The organism is Marinobacter denitrificans, from assembly GCF_008795955.1.
Classification (GTDB): domain Bacteria; phylum Pseudomonadota; class Gammaproteobacteria; order Pseudomonadales; family Oleiphilaceae; genus Marinobacter; species Marinobacter denitrificans.
Genome location: NZ_VMHN01000001.1, coordinates 1670516 through 1690010 on the forward strand (window position 1 = coordinate 1670516; position 19495 = coordinate 1690010).

The 19495-nt window shown below is 58.3% G+C and carries 16 protein-coding genes; 10 read left to right on the top strand and 6 right to left on the bottom strand.

Annotated elements, in window-relative coordinates; all coding sequences use genetic code 11:
* Positions 1 to 35 precede the first annotated feature (35 nt).
* Positions 36 to 404 (bottom strand): DUF6746 family protein, encoded by a 369-nt coding sequence (locus tag FO268_RS07710; RefSeq protein WP_150991341.1) that lies wholly within the window; start codon positions 402 to 404, stop codon positions 36 to 38.
* A gap of 572 nt (positions 405 to 976) precedes the next feature.
* Between FO268_RS07710 and FO268_RS07715 the strand changes: the two genes are divergently transcribed.
* Both FO268_RS07715 and FO268_RS07720 read left to right on the top strand, forming a co-directional pair.
* On the top strand, positions 977 to 1795 hold the full coding sequence (locus tag FO268_RS07715) for an ATP-grasp domain-containing protein (RefSeq protein WP_150991343.1): 819 nt from the start codon (positions 977 to 979) through the stop codon (positions 1793 to 1795).
* Positions 1796 to 1961: 166 nt separating this feature from the next.
* Complete coding sequence (locus tag FO268_RS07720) at positions 1962 to 3137, top strand: type III PLP-dependent enzyme (RefSeq protein ID WP_150991346.1); 1176 nt, start codon at positions 1962 to 1964, stop codon at positions 3135 to 3137.
* A 135-nt stretch (positions 3138 to 3272) separates the two neighbouring features.
* Here FO268_RS07720 and FO268_RS07725 read toward each other — a convergent pair whose 3' ends face one another.
* Genes FO268_RS07725 through FO268_RS07740 form a run of 4 tightly spaced genes read right to left on the bottom strand, consistent with a single transcriptional unit; the run spans position 3273 to position 7769 of the window.
* Positions 3273 to 4475 carry an MFS transporter gene (locus FO268_RS07725; RefSeq protein WP_150991349.1) on the bottom strand — a complete coding sequence of 401 codons (1203 nt, stop codon included), beginning with the start codon at positions 4473 to 4475 and terminating at the stop codon, positions 3273 to 3275.
* Between the two features lie 11 nt (positions 4476 to 4486).
* Positions 4487 to 4882, bottom strand: coding sequence for an ectoine synthase (locus FO268_RS07730; RefSeq protein WP_150991352.1), 396 nt, complete (start codon positions 4880 to 4882; stop codon positions 4487 to 4489).
* Between the two features lie 50 nt (positions 4883 to 4932).
* Entirely contained in the window at positions 4933 to 6363 is a 1431-nt protein-coding gene (locus tag FO268_RS07735) for a GTPase/DUF3482 domain-containing protein (RefSeq protein WP_150991355.1), read from the bottom strand.
* A complete protein-coding gene (locus FO268_RS07740) occupies positions 6360 to 7769 on the bottom strand; it encodes a DUF2868 domain-containing protein (protein WP_150991359.1) in 1410 nt (469 codons plus the stop codon). The genes FO268_RS07735 and FO268_RS07740 overlap by 4 nt, the downstream gene beginning before the upstream one ends.
* A gap of 83 nt (positions 7770 to 7852) precedes the next feature.
* Here FO268_RS07740 and FO268_RS07745 point away from each other — a divergent pair, with 83 nt between their 5' ends.
* Complete coding sequence (locus tag FO268_RS07745; RefSeq protein WP_150991362.1) at positions 7853 to 8212, top strand: DUF6164 family protein; 360 nt, start codon at positions 7853 to 7855, stop codon at positions 8210 to 8212.
* A 12-nt stretch (positions 8213 to 8224) separates the two neighbouring features.
* Here the strand turns inward: FO268_RS07745 and FO268_RS07750 are convergent, their stop codons facing one another.
* Positions 8225 to 9130 (bottom strand): alpha/beta hydrolase, encoded by a 906-nt coding sequence (locus FO268_RS07750; RefSeq protein ID WP_150991364.1) that lies wholly within the window; start codon positions 9128 to 9130, stop codon positions 8225 to 8227.
* 357 nt (positions 9131 to 9487) lie between these two features.
* On the opposite strand from FO268_RS07750, the gene FO268_RS07755 reads away from it, so the two are divergent.
* From FO268_RS07755 to FO268_RS07785, 7 genes are all read left to right on the top strand, one after another.
* Positions 9488 to 11596: a 3-hydroxybutyrate oligomer hydrolase family protein gene (locus tag FO268_RS07755; RefSeq protein WP_150991367.1), complete on the top strand. Its 2109-nt coding sequence runs from the start codon at positions 9488 to 9490 to the stop codon at positions 11594 to 11596.
* Positions 11597 to 11743: 147 nt separating this feature from the next.
* Positions 11744 to 13156 carry a sigma-54 interaction domain-containing protein gene (locus FO268_RS07760; protein WP_150991790.1) on the top strand — a complete coding sequence of 471 codons (1413 nt, stop codon included), beginning with the start codon at positions 11744 to 11746 and terminating at the stop codon, positions 13154 to 13156.
* A gap of 328 nt (positions 13157 to 13484) precedes the next feature.
* Complete coding sequence (locus FO268_RS07765; RefSeq protein WP_150991370.1) at positions 13485 to 14537, top strand: TRAP transporter substrate-binding protein; 1053 nt, start codon at positions 13485 to 13487, stop codon at positions 14535 to 14537.
* Positions 14538 to 14654: 117 nt separating this feature from the next.
* A complete protein-coding gene (locus FO268_RS07770) occupies positions 14655 to 15293 on the top strand; it encodes a TRAP transporter small permease subunit (RefSeq protein ID WP_150991373.1) in 639 nt (212 codons plus the stop codon).
* Positions 15293 to 16657, top strand: coding sequence for a TRAP transporter large permease (locus FO268_RS07775; protein ID WP_150991376.1), 1365 nt, complete (start codon positions 15293 to 15295; stop codon positions 16655 to 16657). Before FO268_RS07770 ends, FO268_RS07775 begins: the two co-directional genes overlap by 1 nt.
* Before the next feature lie 13 nt (positions 16658 to 16670).
* Positions 16671 to 17450 carry a 3-hydroxybutyrate dehydrogenase gene (locus tag FO268_RS07780; protein WP_150991379.1) on the top strand — a complete coding sequence of 260 codons (780 nt, stop codon included), beginning with the start codon at positions 16671 to 16673 and terminating at the stop codon, positions 17448 to 17450.
* 16 nt (positions 17451 to 17466) lie between these two features.
* Complete coding sequence (locus FO268_RS07785) at positions 17467 to 19458, top strand: acetoacetate--CoA ligase (RefSeq protein WP_150991382.1); 1992 nt, start codon at positions 17467 to 17469, stop codon at positions 19456 to 19458.
* Positions 19459 to 19495: the final 37 nt, after the last annotated feature.

Consider the following 19495-nt stretch of genomic DNA (forward strand, 5'->3'; position numbering starts at 1 on the left):
AGGGTAGCAGCGCGGGTAACGGTTGTCCGCGAGGTTTATTCAATCACCGTGCGGCTAGTTTCCAGATAGTCTTTGCCATTGGTGGCGACACCTTTGGTATCGGCACTTTCTGAGGCAAGGTGGATTTCTTCCAGCGTCTCCGCCAGTCCATCAAACTCTTCGTTAATCTTGCCGAGGGCGTTTTCGAGCGTGTAGGTAAGCTGATGGATTTCGTTCATGGCTTCTGGAGTCAGTTCGCCATCCAGGATTTTCTCGAGCTTTTCGTTGTACTCAGAGAAATTAGCCACGGCCTCTTTCAGAGTGGCGGATTCCTTGCCTTCATAGTGTTCAACCTCGTCAGCAAACGAGATCACGGGAAACGTCAGAGCAGCACAGGTGAGCAGCGCCAGGGTCTGTTTTTTCATATCGCTTTCTCCTTTTCGATATTAATAATGATAATAGTTCGTGTTCAAGATTAGGGTAAGTTTGTTCTGCTGGCAATGACTTCGGTCAGTTTCTGGCTTTTGGCTTTTGGTAGGACTGGGGGTTTTGGTGGGAATCGGGGTGGTGGGTGTATTTTTCCTTGGGAATGGAACTCGCTTCGCTCAGACACCCATTCCTGGCGGAAAAATACACCCACCACCCCGCTCTACCGAAAATGGTGATGTCGCTACGGAAAGCTTTGGTTGGGCTGCGGTTTGCCTATAGGTCATTTTGGACGGACATCGCTTCAGGTATATAGATAACAGATTCCCAAGCAAACCCGGGCAAAACCCTGGGAAATCGTTACGACAACTGGAGTTACCTAAGGGTATGGGGGTACCTTATTTTTCAATAAAGAAAATGGTGTCTGAGCGAAGCGAGTTCATTTTCATTTGAAAAATAAGGTACCCCCATACCCCTCCCCCAACACCAGCAGTCCTACCAAGCGAATAAACATTGCACCCAACCAAAACCTGTATAAAATGCGACCAACTCAACCACACACCCAACCTACATGAAACTGGTTTCCTTCGACATATTCCGCACCCTGGGCTTCCCGGATACCAAAGTACTCAAACCCGAACAATTCCTCGCCCACAAGGAAGTGCTGAGAGACGCAGACTGGGTACTGTTTCCGGAATACTGGCAGTTGAATGCCCTGGTTCATGGTTTGAAGTGCCGGGTGTTCCCCAGCGTTGCCAGTTATCGCATCGGCCATGACAAGGTGGAGATGACTCGCGCCTTCCAGGCGGTGGCTCCGGAGCACACGCCCTGGACTGTGATTGAGGCGAACGGCCCAGAGGAGCAACAGGCGGTTTGGGATGCCATGGTGCTGCCGTTTGTCGCCAAGTTACCGAAGGCGAGTATGGGCGAAGGGGTGTGGCTGATCGAAAACCGGGAAGATTGGCAGCGTTACTGTGCGCGGACCAGTGTGCTGTATGCCCAGGAATACCTGCCGATTGATCGGGACGTGCGGGTGGTCATTGTTGGGGACCGGGTGGTCTCTGCCTACTGGCGGACCCAGGCGGACCAGGGGTTCTACAATAACGTATCACAGGGTGGGCGTATTGATCGTGGCCCGGTGCCGTCCGTGGTAACGGATCTGGCGATGCGGCTGGCAAGGGAGTTGGGCGTGGACCATGCCGGTTTCGACATTGCCCTGGTGGAAGGGTATCCCTACGTCCTGGAGTTCAACCGGTTATTCGGAAATCAGGGGCTGGGGAACGCAAACGAACTGAAGACCGCGATACTGGAATATCTGCAGCAGCACGCCGAACCAGAAGACCCTGATGGCCCCGCAGGGCCCACGCCACTCTGGCCTGTTGCTGTCTGACTCCGAAACGGACATTCGTGTTTGTCGGCAGGCAGACGCCTATGGGTAGATATGCTCATATCCGGGCCTCTGAAAAAGCCCGATGATCGCGCCATTAACGGGTGCTGCAGCGTTGCTGTGGTGCCTTTTTTTATGCCTGTTTGCCCCGTGGAGGGAAACACTATCCATGACCGACTCTGCCAACGCCGTTATCGCTGATTACTACGACGCCGAGACTTTCGCCCGTATCAAGGCATTTGCCGATACAAAGGAAACTCCGTGCGTTGTGATCGACACCGCCACCATCGACCGTCAGTACGATGAACTGGTGGAAGGCTTTCCCTATGCCAACGTCTACTACGCGGTTAAGGCCAACCCGGCCCCACAGGTTCTGACCATGCTGCGTGACAAGGGTGCCAGCTTTGATATTGCGTCTGTGTATGAACTCGAAAAAGTCATGGGCCTGGGTGTAACCGGTGAACGCATCAGTTACGGCAACACCATCAAGAAAGCGAAAGACATTCGCACGTTCTATGAAAAGGGCGTGCGCCTGTTCGCCACTGACTCCGAAGCCGACCTGCGTAACATTGCCAAGGCGGCGCCAGGCTCCAAAGTATATGTGCGGATTCTCACTGAAGGCACCCTGACTGCTGACTGGCCCCTGTCCCGCAAGTTTGGCTGCCAGACTGACATGGCCATGGATCTGCTGATCCTGGCTCGTGACCTGGGCCTGGTGCCTTATGGTGTTTCTTTCCACGTGGGTTCCCAGCAACGGGAAATCGGCGCGTGGGATGCGGCCCTGGGCAAGGTAAAGGTGATTTTCGAGCGCCTGAAGGAAGAAGACGGCATCGAACTGAATATGATCAACATGGGCGGTGGCTTCCCGGCCAACTACATTACCCGCACTAACGATCTGAAAACCTATGCAGAGGAGATCAAGCGTTTCCTTAATGAGGATTTCGGGGATGATTTGCCGGAGATTATTATCGAGCCGGGCCGCTCGTTGATTTCCAACGCTGGTATTCTGGTCAGCGAAGTGGTGTTGATTTCAAGGAAGTCCCGCACTGCCCTGCATCGCTGGGTATTCACCGATGTGGGTAAATTTGGTGGTCTGATCGAAACGCTTGATGAATCCATCAAGTTTCCGATCTACACCGAGAAATCCGGTGAAGGCGAAGACTGCGTGATTGCAGGCCCAACCTGCGACAGCGCCGATATCATGTACGAGCACCACAAGTACCCGCTGCCGCTGAATCTGGCCATTGGCGACCGCATGTACTGGCTGTCTACCGGTGCCTACACTACGACATACAGTGCAATAGAATTTAACGGGTTTCCTCCGCTTAAGGATTACTACATCTGACATTGGGGCGGCCGCGGGGCGGGGGTACTGTTTTCCTTGGAAATGGAACTCGCTTCGCTCAGACACCCATTTCTGGCGGAAAACAGTACCCCCACCCCACGGCTAGCAAGTTGGGAGTGGCGTTCCTTTTGAGGGTCAGCTTTGGGGCTGGCCCTTTTGTCGTTTCAGGTCCAGGGTAAATGTGAGGGGTAGGACCAGAACGCAGTAGGCGATGATGAAACCGACCGCGTATCGGGCGTCGTTGCTCCAATCGGCCAATAAGCCGCCGATCATTGGGACCGAAAACGCCAGGGTATAACCGACCAGGAAGTTTCCCGCTGACAGTCTTCCGGTTTCTTTGGATTCCACGAGTACGGGGGGTAAAGCCACCAGCAGGATCAGCAGAATACCCGCCGTAAAGCTCATGAACGTTGCGCTCGCGATCGACCACCAGCCGGTAAACAATATCGTGCCGATTGTGCCAACAACGCTACAGATTGCTGTCACGATAACCGGAAATTTCCGGCCCACCCAGTATCTGGCCATTTTCAGCATTACCAGTGATGCGATCACCTGAGCGAAGTTGTACCAGAATAACGCATCAGCCAGCATTTCGAAGTTGCCCTGCTGCTCCAGCAGGTTGCCCATGTAGGCGTTGAGGCCGAAGAACAGGGAGCCCGAGAGGCCTAACAGGAGGCCGATTCTCAGGGTAAGCGGGTTTTTCCAGTCAGGTAGCCAGGCGGGTTTTTTTACCGGCCGCGACAATTCTCTTTTGGGCAGGAACAGCGCTGCGGCCACGAGTAAAGCAGGCAGTGACCAGGCTAGCAAGGTGGCTCGCCAGCTGTCGTCCATCAGCGGCATCAATACTGGCAGGGTGATGCCGGCGCCGATGAACTCTCCCATCAGCATGCCGTTCATATAGATGGCGGAACCCATTGCCAGGTGGCGGGGTTCCAGCCATCGGGGCAGCAGTGCGGGCAAAGACGGCTGCATCATGGCGATCCCCAGGCCCATGACGGCGCTGGTGAGTAACAGGGTGACGGTGTCCGGGGAGAGGCCGCGGCCGGCGGAGCCGATAATCATGATCACCATGGCCAGGGCCAGGGTGTTGCGTGGGCCTAACCGTGCGATCGCAAGGGAGCCCGGCATGGAGCCTACGGCCAGCATTAAAATGGGTAGTGTGGTGAGTGCCCCGGTCAGCGCCTGGGAGAGGCCCAGTTCATCACTGATGAAGGGGGCCAGTGGTGGCGCAACCAGTATCGGTATGCGCAGGTATATACCGGCCAGCCAAAGCAACACCGCCACCGGGAGCAGCTTTGCTGCCGGTGGCGGTGTTGGGGTCGTGGAAGCATCAGCCACCGGGGCCGGGCTTAAATGTCGCTGGTGTCCAGAGTGTAAGCGCCGTCCTCGTCGTGAACTTCACGGCCAGTGACTGGCGGGTTGAAGGCACATATCAGGCGCATGTCTTCTGTACCACCGCGGAGGGTATGGGGGTCGTTCTTGTCCAGCGCGTACAGGGTGCCGTCAGAAATTTCGTGGGTTTCGCCAGTCTCCTTGTCGAGAATGGTACCGTTACCCGCGACGCAGTACACCGCCTCCAGGTGGTTTTTGTACCAGAGGTTCAGCTCGGCCCCGGCAGGGATAATGGTCTCGTGAAACGAAAAGCCCATGCCGTCTTTTTTGAGCAGCATGCGTCGGCTGGTCCAGCCCGGTCCTGTTACTTCGCGCTCGGTGCCAATAATGTCCTCAACTCGTACAATTTTCATACTTATCCCTCATGTTTTGGTGGAGCAGCCCTACAGTATACACATCCCGGTCAGGTTCGGTTCAACCGCCAATTGTCGTAGGCGCCCATGGCCTGCTCGATGGCAGAGGCCAATGTCATCCGGGTTTTGTCGTCCAGGGCCCGTTGTTTACGGCAGCGCTCCAGAGCCCGGTGTATGACCTGGCGGTTGGCCCGGTCCAGGTGCTCCAGCCAGTGGTTGTCCGCCGGTGCCAGGTCCAGCAGGTCACGACCGGCGTGATTGCGGTGGCTGATATGCCACCAGTGATTTATTGCCCTTCCCAATACAACATAGCCGAATTGACTGTCCTGTACAGGGCCAAAAGTGGCGGTTCTGAGACCGTTTGTCAGCACCCCGGTATTCAATACCGGTAGCGTGAGGCGGTCGCCGTAGAAATAGCTGCCCGCAGCACCAATCAATCCTCCGACCAGCGCGCCGGCTCCCAATGAGTGCCCAAGGGTCAGCGCATCCACGCCTGCGCCGCCCACGGCACCGGCTCCGAACCCGGCTGTTGCCAGATAACGCCGGTTCACGCCCCAGGCCTTGCGGCTGTCCTCGCTGAACAGGTCGTGCTCACTGTGCCACTCCAGCTCGGCTTCCTGGCGTTCCACGCGGTGATGTTCGTAGAGCTTTTCGATGGCAATTCGCAGGTGCTGTTCCCGTTTCCGTTGGTTGTCATACCAACTGGTTCGCAACTGCCTGGCCAGTTCGTCGTCCGACAGTTCACTGGTCTGGAGGGTGGTCAAAGTGCGCTTCTCACGAAACGACATCATCTCCTCCAGGGTGCGCGCAATCATTGCAGCCGCTTCTGTCCGGCGTTGACGGCGCTGAGCCAGGAGAAAGGCGGTTGCCTGCTCGAGAGGCTGCTCCCAGGCCGGCTCAAGCTGGCCGAATGCCCGTAAAAGGCTGATATGTTGCTCGAACGGTGCGGAAACTGCATCGAACTTGCGGACAACCTGGAAGAACTGGCCCAGCGCTCGAGCCCAGGTGTCGCTGTAATCATCCTCGCCAATGCTGTTGATCAGCGCCAGGCTTGGTCGTCCGGTCCAGCGCAGGATGGTCATCTCGGCTTCGTGCTGGGCGCTGTAGGGCACGGAGCCGTCAACCACGTAAATGATGCCTGCGCCCTCGGTCAGCGGCGCCAGCAACTCACACTCATCGGTGAAACCGCCGTCGTCGCGGTGCTGGATAATAAAGGCATTCACAGTTTCCGCCCGATCCGAGGCGGAGATGCTATGGGCTTCCAGCCATTCCAGTACCCGCCGGGGCCGCTGGAAACCCGGCGTGTCCACCAGGGTGTAGAGGGTCTTGCCATCCACCGTCAGCGGGTATTCCTGACGCTGGCGGGTAGTGCCCGGTTCCAGGGCGATGGCGATGGCATCGTTCTGGGACAAGGTGGCCACGATGCTGGACTTTCCCTTATTGGGGTGGCCAACCACGGCAAATACGGGGGCAGCCATTATTCGTGCTCGTCCTGAAGTGCGCGGTTAATGCGGGCCTCCGGTGACGCCAGGTCCGGGGCGCAGACAACAAGCTGGCTGTCTCCCGACCTGTCAGCAAAGCGTAACCACTGGCTCAGTTGATGGACCGGGGGTGGTTGATCCGGCTCCGCTGCCATGGGCACCAGGGCTATAAGTGTGGTTGCCGGCCAGGATTTGCGGGCCTGGCTCAGAAAGTCGGCCAGTTCACCGGTAGGCGGTTCCCAGCTGCGGGTAACCACCAGGGCGGCAGGGGGGGAGGGAGTGCCGGCAAGCACTTTTCCGGCCGTTTCGAGGACGCCATTATCATGTTCAAGGGATGCATTGCCGCCCGCTGCAAGAATGTCCTGATAACCGCTCGTCAGGGAGTCCGGGAGTTCAGGTTCGCCAGCACCGGCCCAGCGGATGAGGACTTGCCCGCCAGGCAGGGGATGCAGTTGCACCGGGGTGTTGGTATCAGGCTGGTCTGCGGCGTCATTGTGACGATTGCCGGTCTCCAGTGCAGGGGTTTCCATGCGGTATTGCAAGGCGATCATGCCCGGATGCCTGGCCAGTTCCCTGCGGGCCCGGAGGCCCGGGTGGATGGCTGCCAGGGCCAGCAGTACCAGCCGTGGCAGGATGACATAGGTGAGCCAGACCATGGCCACAAAGGGCCACCAGCGCCCCCATAGCGCCGGGTCGGCGGCACCCTGGCTGCCACTGCGGAAGAAGCGCGTAGCGTCCACCAGCTCCCTGTCGGGCACGGCTGCGGGCCAGAGGTTGTGCCAGGGAGTGGCGACGAATGCCAGCAGGTTGTAATAGCTGTCGGCGCCGGTGTCGAGAGTGGTACTCCAGCCAAAAGCAAGATCCTGTATAACCACAAGCACCAGCAGGGTGATCAATCCCGCTATGCCGAACATGAGCCCGCCGGTATGGGCGGCGCGCGCCATCAGCATAGGTTGCAGGGGCTGCAGCGCAGCCAACGGGGGTGCGGTAGAAAACTTGCGTAACAGCCAGCGCCAGGGCTGCCAGCCGGCAAAGGCCTGGACGGTGGTGATCGCAGCCAGCAGGCACTGGAGCAGCACAAATGCCAGAATAACCGTGAGGTTGATTCTCTGGCCTCCGTCATAGAACAACAGTCCCAGCATGGCCATGATACCGGCGATCAGGCCCACCAGTGCAAAGCCGGTGGTCAGGTGTCGCCAACGGCGCAAGGGGTCGGCGGCGGGCAGCGGCGGCCGCAGTTTACGGACATGCTGGAGCCACTGGTCCGGGCCTGGCACCAGGCCCTTGTCGCGACAATCGAGGGCAAAACGGCGATCCCGCCGGTGCAGGAAAGCCGGGCTCTGGTCGCGGTCTCGCTGGACCTGGTCATCGAACTCCAATAATCGTCGAATAGCGCTGTCTGGCATTGATTATCCTGGTGAACTGGGCGGTGAGAACCTTCCCGTGATGCTAGGATAAGGGTATCCCATAACCCGGTGCCAGACATACCATGACCAACCACCTCATGAATCTGCGTCACGTTCCCGAAGACGAGGCCGACGAAATCCGTGAGCTGTTTGAAGCCCACAATGTGCCGTATTACGAAACCCCGCCCAGCCGCTGGGGCATAAGCATGGGTGGTTTCTGGGTCCATGATAACGAGGAGGCCCAACGTGCCAGGGAACTGCTGGAGAATTATCAGAGGGAGCGCTTGCAACATCAGCGCGAGGCCTATGAGCGGGATCTGGTGGAAGGGCGGACCGGCGGGTTCTGGTATCGGTTGCGCCATAAGCCGGTTACCACGGTTGCGGCTTGCATCGCCATCGTGGTTATTCTGGCGCTGACCGTGGCTCCCTTTGTGGCACTCTGACTCCTGGTTCGTTCAGTCTTTCTTCTGACTGACCGACGAAGCCTTACCCGTATGTCGGATCAGAAATTCCGTCGCCTTTTCAACAGCATTACCAGCGGTCAGGAAACTGGTTACATGGCCTCGCAGATACATCAGGTACAGCTCGTTCTCGACGCCATGGTCTGTCAGGCGGGCCCGGAACTCCTTGGCCTGGCTGGCAGGTACCAGCATGTCCTGCGCCCCATGGAACAGAAAGAACGGTGGTGCGCCCGCGGTGATGTGGGTGATGGGTGAAGCAGCCTGGTAGACGCCGGGCATGTTTTCCTGCTCGCCACCCAGGAACTGGCGGAGCAGTTTCCCGGAGCCAAAGGTCCGGAGGTCGCCCGGCAGACCGCCGGCAACAACGGCCACCGGTCTGGCATGCTTGCCTCCGTAAGGCTGGTTTAACGGGTGTCGGGATTCGGCGACCAGTGCCATCAGGCTGACCAGGTGGGCCCCGGAGGAAAATCCGAACGCACTGATGGCGTCACGGTCCAGGTGGTAGTTGTCGGCCTCCTTGTCAAGCCAGTTCATGGCGACCTGCAGGTCATAAAGCTGGGCGGGGAAGGTATGGTCCGGGGCAAAGCGGTAGTCAATGTTCATTACTGCAAAACCCCGGCTGGCTAGGCTCTCGGCAATCCACGCCATATCCGCGCGCGAGCGCCGCTCCCAGCCTCCGCCATGTACCAGCAGCACCGTCGGCAGGGGTTGGCTGCTTTCCGGCAGGTAGAGGTCCGCCTGCAGTGCGTGGGGCCATCCCGCCGGCGAGAAGGTAACGTCTGTCTCGATGGTGAAGCCGGTTTCCGGCACTGATACTGCCTGCTCCGGTTTATTCTGGTGAGACGCGCAAGCGCTCAGTAGCACACTGGCAAGCAGGGGCAGCAGGCGTGAAAGGCGCATCAGTTTTCCGTCCCTTTTTGAGTATCTGGAACTGGTACGGGGGAATCACGCTGGTGGATGTCCTTCCATATTAAGGTTTGGGAAGTGTCCGGAAAACAAGACGGCGTCCGGATTTCGCTACACCCTCCGCAATGTCGCACTGAGCATAGCCAGAACACTCTTTCTCGCCTTTACGCAGACTGTCAACCGTCCGGTTATCCGGAAACGCCTGCCACGGATAGTCGAGATATTTTGAGAATATTCTAAATATCAAAGACTTGGTTTATTGGCACAGGATACGCATGGCCCCACCGGTGGTGCCTGGCCTCTCTCTTGTGCGCCCGGCCCCGGTGTCTAACAAAAACAACAGGGAAAATTATGAAAACACTACTGCAATGCACGTTAATCGGTGCGGTCGCGTTAACCGTGTCTGCCTGCAAAGAAGGTGACTCCCCTTTCAACCAGCTTCCTGATTTCATTCAGGGTGATATTCAGTCGAGCCAGTACGATGGCACCACCAATGACCTGCTGACCGGTGGGCTTGGTGCCAGTGGTCTTGCCAGCGGAACGGCGCCGGCATTTGATGATCCGCTCAATCCCACTTCGGAGGAGCTGAGAACGCTGGCGATCTACAACAATTATCGCGCTCTCGTGGATACGGTGCCCGGCGGTGGTTATGGAGAGTTTTTCGGGCCCCAGGTAGGCAATGCAGGTGAAGGCCTGATTGCGGGAGAAGAGCACCTGGCCTACATGTCGGTGGAGGGTAGTGATGGGCCTGTTACCGTCATGGTCCAGGTGCCAGACAGTTTCAACCCTGATCAGGCCTGCATGATTACCGCGCCATCGTCCGGTTCCAGGGGTATCTACGGTGCCATTGGTACAGCCGGGGAATGGGGGCTGAAGAAAGGTTGTGCGGTGGTCTACACCGACAAGGGTACCGGTACCGGTTCCCACAACCTGACCACCAATGCGGCCCAGCGTATTGATGGCACCCTGACCCGGGCTGATGAACCGGTGCAGTTCCGGGCTGACCTGAGCGACCAGGAACAGGCTGATTTTAATGCGGCATGGCCGGACCGGTTTGCCTATAAGCATGCCCATTCACGGGTTAATCCCGAAGCGGATTGGGGCCGTCATGTTCTCCAGTCCATCGAATTCGGCTTTTATGTACTTAACGAGAAGTTCGGACAGGAAACCGGTAATGATCGTAAGGTGAAAAAGGTGTGGCCGAAGAACACCCTGGTGATCGCCTCCAGTGTGTCCAACGGCGGCGGCGCCTCCGTCCGGGCCGCAGAGCTGGATGACCGCGGTCTGATCGATGGCGTTGCGGTCTCGGAGCCCAACGTCAACCCCCAGGTGGACACCAGTTTCACCATTCGCCAGGGCAGCGGCCCCGAGATTGCTGAACACAGTCGCAGCCTGCTGGATTACACCACGGCGCTGGCGGTGTATCAGGGCTGTGCCAATATCGCGCCGGAAGTCCGTGATGTGGCGCCCCTGAACGCAACGTTCAACAACTTCACTGTTGCAGAGAACATCTGTAACTCCCTTGCCAACAAGGGCCTGGTGACCGGCGCTACTACGGATGAACGGGCAGCCGAGGCGCTGCGAATCCTGGAAGAAGACCTGGGCATTCAGCCTGAGCAGAACCTGCTGGCACCCGTGCACTTCGGACTGGCGGTAGCCCAGAGTATTTCCATGACCTACGCCAACGCTTATGCAAAAGCGGGTGTGGAAGACAGGCTTTGTGACATCAGCCTCGCCGCCACCGACGCCGGGGGAGCAGTCACGCCGCTCAGTGGTGCCCAGGAGGCAGCTCTGTTCTCGGCGAGCAACGGGATTCCGCCGAGCGCCGGGGTAAACCTGGTGTACGACAACGCCGAAGGCCAGCCCACCAACCTTGCGGCCAGTGCCTCGCCCAGTTCCAGCCAACTGGATTATGGTCTGGATGCGTTGCTATGCCTGAGAAGCCTTGCTGTGGGAATCGATGTTACCTCCGGTGCAGCGCTTTCAGGCCCTGCAGCGGAGATGGCAGAGCGTATTGCTGAGGGCATAGAACAGGTTCGTGCCTCCGGGAACCTGCAAGGCAAGCCCGCAGTTTTCGTCACTGGCCGTGCCGATGCCATCCTGCCAATCAATCACACCTCGCGGCCGTATTTCGGTCTCAACCAGCGGGTGGAAGGCAGTGACAGCAGGTTGCGGTACTACGAGATTCTCAACGCCCATCATCTGGATGTGCTTAACGGATTTCCCGGAATTGCGGATCGATATGTGCCCCTGCACCACTACTACTTCCAGGCGCTTGATCTGGTGTGGGCAAGCCTCGCCGACAAGCAGGCATTGCCTCCCAGCCAGGTGGTCAGAACAGTCCCGCGAGGCGATATTGCGACACCGCTGTCCGCTGCCAATCTGACGCCGATTGCAGCCAATCCGGATGCAGACGATCTCATCCTGTTCAGCAATGACCAGGTGCAGATCCCGGACTGATGCAACGTTTGGCCGGCCCCTTCGGATTCGGGGACGGCATTGTTTGCCCCCGTTCGGGGGGCGCCATATACTTCCGTCACTGCACCCGGTTCGCCGGGTGCCATGGGTATTACCATGAATATTATCCAACCCGGTGGTACAGGGTACATGACTGAGCTGTTTTCAGATAACAACAAGAGCGGGCTCACAAGGGACCTGATCGAGGCCCTGTTTCCCATGTTCGAGGAAGCCAGTGCGGGCGCCATTGCCGTTGACCACGAAAGCCGTATAACGTGGATCAACAGCAGTTACTCGCACCTGCTTGGACTGGGGGACCCGACGATGGTCATCGGCAAACTGGTCCGCCAGGTGATTCCGCATACCCGGATGCCAGAGGTGGTGGAAACGGGCAAACCCCTGCTGCTCGACATCATGGAGCATAACCAGCAACAGCTGGTGGTTACCCGCTTGCCTTTTTACGACGACGAGGGCCGGATCATGGGGGCCGTGGCGTTTGTTCTGTATGACGACCTGCAGCCGCTGACGCCGCTGGTAGCCAAGTATCGTCGCCTGCATCAGGACCTGGCGGCTGCCCGCAAGGCCCTGGCCAAAAAGACCCGTGGCACCCGCTACAATCTTGCCGATTTTGTGGGTGCCAGCCCGGCCGCGCTCGAGGTCAAACGACGGGCCCGCCTGGCAGCCGGCCGTGACATGCCGGTACTGCTTCTGGGTGAGACAGGTACCGGCAAGGAAGTGCTGGCTCAGGCGATTCATTCCGTTTCCGCGCGTGCCGAAAAACCGTTTGTGGGCGTGAACGTTGCTGCCATTCCGGACAACCTCCTTGAGGCCGAATTTTTCGGGGTAGCACCTGGTGCCTACACGGGCGCCGATCGCCGTACCCGTGACGGCAAGTTTCAGCTGGCCAACGGCGGCACACTGTTCCTGGACGAAGTCGGTGATATGCCGTTGCCGCTGCAGGCGAAGCTGCTGCGGGCATTGCAGGAAGGTGAAATAGAGCCGCTGGGTTCGAACAAGGTGGCGTCGGTGGATGTGCGTGTCATCGCTGCAACCAGCCGTAATCTGGAGTCAATGATCGCTGAGGGTGAATTTCGGTCGGACCTGTATTACCGGCTGAATGTACTGGAGATCCCCATACCCCCCCTGCGGGACCGCCTGGCGGATCTGGGGGTGTTGTGTGAGGCCCTGCTGGGAGAAATCTGCGATGGTCTTGAAATACGGGGTGAAATTACGGATGCGGGGGTGGCCGCCCTGGGTGGTTATGACTGGCCGGGCAATATACGTGAGCTGCGGAACGTACTGGAACGGGCACTGACGATGGGGGAGGATGGCGGTCTGCTGGATGCGGATGCCATTTTCAAGGTCCTTCCCCGCAGTGGCAACCGGCCGGCTTCTTCGTTGTTGCCGCAGCCGGTCCGCCCCCTTGCCAAAACCCTCGCCGATGCCGAGGCGCAGGCGATTGAAGAAGCCCTGGTAGCAAGCCGTGGCAACCGTACCCGTGCGGCCAAGCTGCTGGGTATCTCCCGCTCAGTGCTGTATGAAAAACTGGCTAAAATGTCCTGAAGTCAGGACAGTTGTCCTGCCATCCGTACAAACCCCTACGACTGATGGCTATATCTGTCCGGAAGTCCGGACTATTTGCAGTCTATTGTCTCCACATAAAATTCTATCTTGCTGATAAATATCATAAAAAAATGATTGGCATAGTGTCTGCTATATCCTGTCTGCAGGACGTCAGAACAACGCAGAAAACAAGACTGGCGCTTTCGTTGGACCCGAAAATATTTACTTGTCTGTCTCGTTTCCTGCGATGTCTGACTACACTTGGATAAGGCCTGTCGGGAAACGTCCTGTTTGGCCGAATACAACAACAATGCTAGGAGACTTGCCAATGAAACTCTTCAAGGCCCTTACCGGTATCGCCGGTGCGATCGCCCTGACCACGGGATCGGCTTTCGCTGATGACCTGCGCTGGAAAATGCCGGTTGCCTTTGCGACCAATCTCCCCGGCCTGGGCTCCCCTGGCGCCTGGGTTGCCGAAAACCTCACCACCGCTTCTGATGGCAGCATCCAGGTTCGCGTCTATGAGCCCGGCAAGCTGGTACCGCCGTTCGATATCCTGCAGTCGGTTTCCGATGGCAAGGTCGAAGCAGGTTACACCTGGATCGGTTATGATCAGGGCAAGGTACCTGCTATTCCCCTCTTTGCGGCTGTTCCCTTCGGCATGAAGCCATGGGCCTATACGGCCTGGTATTACTATGGTGGTGGCCATGAAATGCTGCAGGAAGTCTATGCCAACAAGGGCTTCGATGTGCACGCTCAGCTGTGCGGTATTATCGGGCCTGAAACAGCCGGTTGGTATTCAGATCCCATCGAAACCCTGGAAGACTACAAGGGCCTGAAGATTCGCTTTGCCGGCCTTGGTGGCAAGGTTCTGGAAGAGCTGGGAGCCTCTGTCACCATGATGCCCGGTGGCGAGCTCTACCAGGCCCTGGAGAAAGGCACCATTGATGCAACTGAATTCTCCATGCCTGCCATTGACCAGCTTCTCGGCTTTGACCAGGTGGTCAAGTACAACCTGTTCCCGGGCTGGCACCAGCAGTTTACCGCCCAGTACATGCTGATCAACAAGGACCAGTGGAACAAGACCACTGACGCACAGAAAGCACTGGTTGAGGCTTCCTGTACTGCCGCAACCACCCTTGGCCTGGCCGAAGGCGAGTACAAGAACGGCGCTGTACTGGCGGGTTTCCAGGATAAGGGTGTCCAGGCTGACCAGATCCCCCGCGAAGTTCTGAAAGAGCTGAAAGCGGTTACCGACAAGGTAATGAAGCAGGAAGCTGACAAAGATGCTGACTTCAAACGCGTCTACGAAAGCCAGAATGAGTTCCTTGAAAGCTACAAGGTCTGGGACGAGCGGGCCTATGTTCCGTCCGATCTCTAGGATCCGGGGCCGGTCCTGAGGCACCGGGCAGAGCTCCGGTGTTCTCCCACCAAGTCTGGATGGCCCTTCGGGGCCATCCTTTTTTCGCCATCGGCTTTTTGAGCGAGGAACCGTTGTATGACGGTGTCAGATAAAGGCTCACCGCAGAGTGAGCGGGCATCGGTTTCCGACGCCCAGGAATTTCTTCATCATCACACGGAGTTGCCTACCACCCGGATCAGCCGGGGTGTGGATCTTGTGATTTCCGCGATTGGCAAAACCGCCTCCTGGATGTGGCTGATTGTCACGGGTGTGATCATTTACGCCGTAGTGGGCCGCTATGCTTTTGGCCTCGGGTCGGTAACGCTGGAAGAAGTCCAGTGGCACCTGGCCGGTGCGGGCTGGCTGCTGGGTCTGGGCTATACGCTGGTGACTGATGGTCATGTAAGAGTGGACGTGATCCATGAACGCCTCTCCCTCAGGAGCCAGGCCTGGATCGAGCTTTTCGGCCTGTTGCTTTTGCTGCTGCCCTTTCTGGGGCTGGCGGTCTATGAAATGGTTCCTTATGCCTACAGCTCCTGGCAACAGGGAGAAACCAGCCAGGCACCGGCAGGCCTTTCACATCGCTGGGTTCTCAAGGCAGTGCTGGCATTGTCGTTCGTCCTTCTTATTCTGGCTGCACTATCCCGCCTGCTGAAAGTGACCGCACTGCTTTTCGGTTTTCCGAGGCCAATCCGGGTCGAGTCCGGCAATAACAAGAAAGAGGATGCGTCCTGATGGAGCTTGAAACCCTGTTTGTAATCGGCATGTTCCTGACGTTTGGGGTGCTGCTGATGACCGGCTATCCCGTTGCCTGGGTGCTGGGTGGTACCGCCGTCATCTGGACGGTGATTGGTGTAATCGCCGTCGATAATTTTGGCGCTAATCTCTGGTTCGATTACCCGTCTTCCATGGGGCTTGTTCCTGAGCGGATTTGGGACGTGGTAAACAGCGAGACCCTTGTTGCTCTGCCCATGTTCATATTCATGGGCATCATGCTTGATCAGTCCGGTGTAGCCGAACGACTGATGAACGCCATGGTAAAACTCTTTGGTGCCGTTCGCGGTGGTTATGCGGTCACCGTGATTGTCATTGGTGTCCTGCTGGCAGCCACCACCGGTATCATCGGGGCGTCCGTGGTGCTCCTGGGCATGCTGTCCTTGCCCGTGATGATGCAGCACAAATACGACAAGGGATTTGCCGTAGGCACCGCCTGTGCCACCGGTACCCTGGGTATCCTGATCCCGCCGTCCATCATGCTGGTGCTGATGGCGGACCGGCTGGCAGTTCCGGAAGCGTCGGTGGGTGATCTGTTTATGGGCGCGTTCTTTCCGGGTCTGATGCTGGGCGCCATGTACGTTGCTTACGCCATCATACGTCCCATGCTGCAGCCGCATATTGCGCCGGTGCCTGAGGGTACCGTGAAAGTGACCTGGAGCATTGTGTGGGAGGTGGCCAAGGCAGTGGTGCCTACAGCTGCGCTGATTCTGGGTGTACTGGGCTCCATCTTTGCCGGCATAGCAACACCCACGGAGGCTTCCGGTGTTGGTGCCCTTGGCGCGCTGCTGCTGGCCCTGATGGCGCGGCGTCTGAACCTGAAGGTGCTGAACTCCTCAATGCAGCAGACCACCCGCACGGCGGCTTTCATTTTTGCCATATTCCTCGGCGCAACGGCGTTCTCCGTGGTGCTGCGAGGTCTGGGTGGCGATCAGGTAATCGAGGATGCGCTGCTGGGGCTGCCGTTCGGGCCTTATGGTGTGGTATTGACCATTCTGTTCGCGGTATTCCTGCTGGGCTTCTTCCTGGATTGGGTGGAGATCACCCTGATCATCCTTCCACTGGTGGCACCGGTGGTTCAGACCCTGGGATTTGACCTGGTCTGGTTCACCATTCTGTTTGCCATGTGCCTGCAGACGTCATTCCTGACGCCGCCGGTGGGTTTTGCTCTGTTCTATATCAAGGGTGTTGCGCCGCCGGAAATCACGGTGATGGACATCTACAAGGGCGTCATACCCTTCATCATCATTCAGCTGATCGCCCTGGCGATCGTGTTCCTGGTGCCAGCAATTGCTACATGGCTGCCCAGCGTGGCTTACGTGTAAGGAGATAACACTGATGCGTCTAGAAAACAGGATAGCCCTGATTACCGGGGCGGGGCGGGGTATCGGCCGTGCCATCGCGGAGCATTACGGCCGTGAAGGCGCCCGGGTCGCGGTCGCCGATCTTACGCTGGAGAGCGCCGGAGATACCGTCGAGGCTATCGAACGCGCGGGTGGAACCGCAATGGCCCTGGCTATGGATGTCACGGATGAGAACGCAGTCGATCGTGGCGTAGCCGCTGTCGTGGAAAAATGGGGTGGGCTTGATATTGCTTTGGCCAACGCCGGTGTCCAGCATATCGACCCTGTGCACAAACTGGCTTTTTCCGACTGGAGCAAGGTCATGAGCGTGCACCTGGACGGCGCCTTTCTGGTTACCCGTGCCGCGCTGAAGCAGATGTATGCCAGCGGCGGCGGCACCATGCTCTACATGGGATCGGTCCACTCCTTGGAAGCCTCCCCGCTGAAGGCGCCGTACGTGGCAGCGAAGCATGGCATGCTGGGCCTGTGTCGGGCGGTGGCCAAAGAGGGGGCAGAGCACGGTGTTCGCAGTAACATCATCTGCCCGGGATTTGTCCGCACCCCGCTGGTGGACAAACAGATTCCCGAACAGGCAAAAGAGCTGGGTATTTCCGAGGAGGAAGTGATCAGTAAGGTCATGTTGAAAAACACTGTGGACGGGCAATTCACCACTCTGGAAGATGTATCCGAGCTGGCAGTGCATCTGGCGGCCTTCCCGTCGGCAGCCATGACTGGCCAATCCATCGTGGTCAGCCACGGCTGGCATATGCAGTGAGTAACAGGAGAGACGGATGAGCAATACAGAACAATCACCGGTGGTCTGGTCTCCCTCGGAAGACACACTGAACAATTGCCAGATGGGCCGGTTCAAGGGGTGGCTGGAGCAACAGGGCTTCGGCCCTTTTGCGGATTACCATGCTCTGCATGAGTGGTCGATCGATAACCTGGAGACTTTCTGGCAGAAGGTCTGGGACTACTGCGGCCTGGTATGTGAGACCCCCGCCGAGAAAGTGCTGGGTAAGCGGGAAATGCCAGGAGCGGAATGGTTCCCGGGCATGAAACTCAACTTTGCCGCCAATCTGCTGCGGCTGGCGGATGGTGACCAGGCAGACAGAGAAGCCGTGGTGGCCTACTGCGAAACCCGCCCGGTACTGCGCCGTACATACTCCCAGTTGAAGGCTGATACCGGTGCTCTGGAAGCCTTTCTGCGCAACAAAGGTATTCAGCAGGGTGACCGTGTTGCCGGTGTGGTCACCAATGGCTACGAGGCCCTGGTAGGTATGCTGGCGACCACCAGCCTGGGCGCTATCTGGAGTTCGGCGTCCCCGGATTTCGGCGTTGGCGCCATTCTCGACCGCTTTGGCCAGATCGAGCCGGCGGCACTGATTGTGGTGAACGGTTATGGTTACGGCGGCAAGGTGTTCAACCGCCAGCAGGATTTCGCAGGATTGATCGATGGCCTGCCAAGCCTGAAGTGCGTGGTCAGCATCGAACAACTGCCGGGCGAGCCCGCCATCGCCGGCGACAAGGTCACCCACTGGGACGCTGCGCTTGCTGAAGGACAGGGCCAGGCGCCCTCCTTCACGCCCCTGCCACCGGAGCACCCGGTGTATATCCTTTATTCCTCCGGCACCACCGGCAAACCCAAGTGTATTGTGCACGGCAACGCCGGCCTGTTGGTCAACCACGCCAAGGAACTGATGCTTCATGGCGATGTGGGCCAGGGCGACCGCTTCCTCTACTTCACCACTTGTGGCTGGATGATGTGGAACTGGCAGGCCTCTGCCCTGCTCACCGGCGCAGCCGTGATCACCGTTGACGGTTCCCCTGGCTACCCGGACCTGAACTACCTGTGGCAGGTAGTCGCAGATGAGAAAGTCACCCACTACGGCACCAGCGCCCGCTTTATTGCTGGCTGCCGCAAGGCAGAACTGGCACCGTCGAAAACGTTGGATCTGGATGCCCTGCGGGTGGTTTTCTCCACGGGTTCACCGCTGCTACCGGAAGACTATGACTGGGTCTACAGCGACGGTGCCCCGAACGTACTGCTCGGCTCCATTGCCGGCGGCACCGACATCTGCGGCTGTTTCGTGGGCTCCACCCCCCTGCTGCCAGTGCGCCGGGGCGAAATCCAGTGTCGCTTCCTGGGTGTTGATGCTGTTGCCTATGGCGACGATGGCAAACCTGTCAGTTCCGGCCGTGGCGAACTCGTCTGCCGCCAGCCGTTGCCGTCCATGCCCGTCAGCTTCTGGGACGACCCCGACGACGAGCGCTACAAAGACGCCTACTTCAACACTTTCCCGGGTGTCTGGGCTCATGGTGACTTCATCGAATTCACCGAACACGGAGGCGCCATCATCTACGGCCGCTCCGACGCCACCCTCAACCCTGGCGGCGTCAGAATCGGCACTGCCGAAATCTACCGCCAGGTGGAAACCATCGCTGAGGTGAAAGACAGCCTGGTTGTCGGCCGCCAGATCGACGGTGACGTGGAAGTGGTCCTGCTGGTCGTACCGGCCGAAGGCGAAGCCCTCACCGACGACCTGCAAAAAACTCTCAAAACCCGCATCCGCCAGGGGGCGAGCCCACGCCATGTGCCAAAGCACATTATCGAGGTGCCGGATATTCCGTATACGCGCAGCGGAAAGAAGGTTGAGCTGGCGGTGGCGCGTTTGATCAACGGCTCGTCCAAGGCCGATAACCGGGATGCATTGGCGAATCCGGAGGCGTTGGACCGGATTGGGGATTGTCTGGAAGAGGCGCAATTATTGCCGAAGGGGTGAGTTCGCCGTTGGAGTGGTTGTCGGATTACGCCTGCGG

What these genes read in the sequence shown, in the direction of transcription:
- FO268_RS07710 (WP_150991341.1), bottom strand. Translation starts at nt 404, where the DNA reads ATGAAAAAACAGACCCTGGCGCTGCTCACCTGTGCTGCTCTGACGTTT.
- FO268_RS07770 (WP_150991373.1), top strand. Translation starts at nt 14,655, where the DNA reads ATGACGGTGTCAGATAAAGGCTCACCGCAGAGTGAGCGGGCATCGGTT.
- FO268_RS07760 (WP_150991790.1), top strand. Translation starts at nt 11,744, where the DNA reads ATGACTGAGCTGTTTTCAGATAACAACAAGAGCGGGCTCACAAGGGAC.
- FO268_RS07750 (WP_150991364.1), bottom strand. Translation starts at nt 9,130, where the DNA reads ATGCGCCTTTCACGCCTGCTGCCCCTGCTTGCCAGTGTGCTACTGAGC.
- FO268_RS07740 (WP_150991359.1), bottom strand. Translation starts at nt 7,769, where the DNA reads ATGCCAGACAGCGCTATTCGACGATTATTGGAGTTCGATGACCAGGTC.
- FO268_RS07745 (WP_150991362.1), top strand. Translation starts at nt 7,853, where the DNA reads ATGACCAACCACCTCATGAATCTGCGTCACGTTCCCGAAGACGAGGCC.
- FO268_RS07715 (WP_150991343.1), top strand. Translation starts at nt 977, where the DNA reads ATGAAACTGGTTTCCTTCGACATATTCCGCACCCTGGGCTTCCCGGAT.
- FO268_RS07780 (WP_150991379.1), top strand. Translation starts at nt 16,671, where the DNA reads ATGCGTCTAGAAAACAGGATAGCCCTGATTACCGGGGCGGGGCGGGGT.
- FO268_RS07765 (WP_150991370.1), top strand. Translation starts at nt 13,485, where the DNA reads ATGAAACTCTTCAAGGCCCTTACCGGTATCGCCGGTGCGATCGCCCTG.
- FO268_RS07730 (WP_150991352.1), bottom strand. Translation starts at nt 4,882, where the DNA reads ATGAAAATTGTACGAGTTGAGGACATTATTGGCACCGAGCGCGAAGTA.
- FO268_RS07785 (WP_150991382.1), top strand. Translation starts at nt 17,467, where the DNA reads ATGAGCAATACAGAACAATCACCGGTGGTCTGGTCTCCCTCGGAAGAC.
- FO268_RS07755 (WP_150991367.1), top strand. Translation starts at nt 9,488, where the DNA reads ATGAAAACACTACTGCAATGCACGTTAATCGGTGCGGTCGCGTTAACC.
- FO268_RS07775 (WP_150991376.1), top strand. Translation starts at nt 15,293, where the DNA reads ATGGAGCTTGAAACCCTGTTTGTAATCGGCATGTTCCTGACGTTTGGG.
- FO268_RS07720 (WP_150991346.1), top strand. Translation starts at nt 1,962, where the DNA reads ATGACCGACTCTGCCAACGCCGTTATCGCTGATTACTACGACGCCGAG.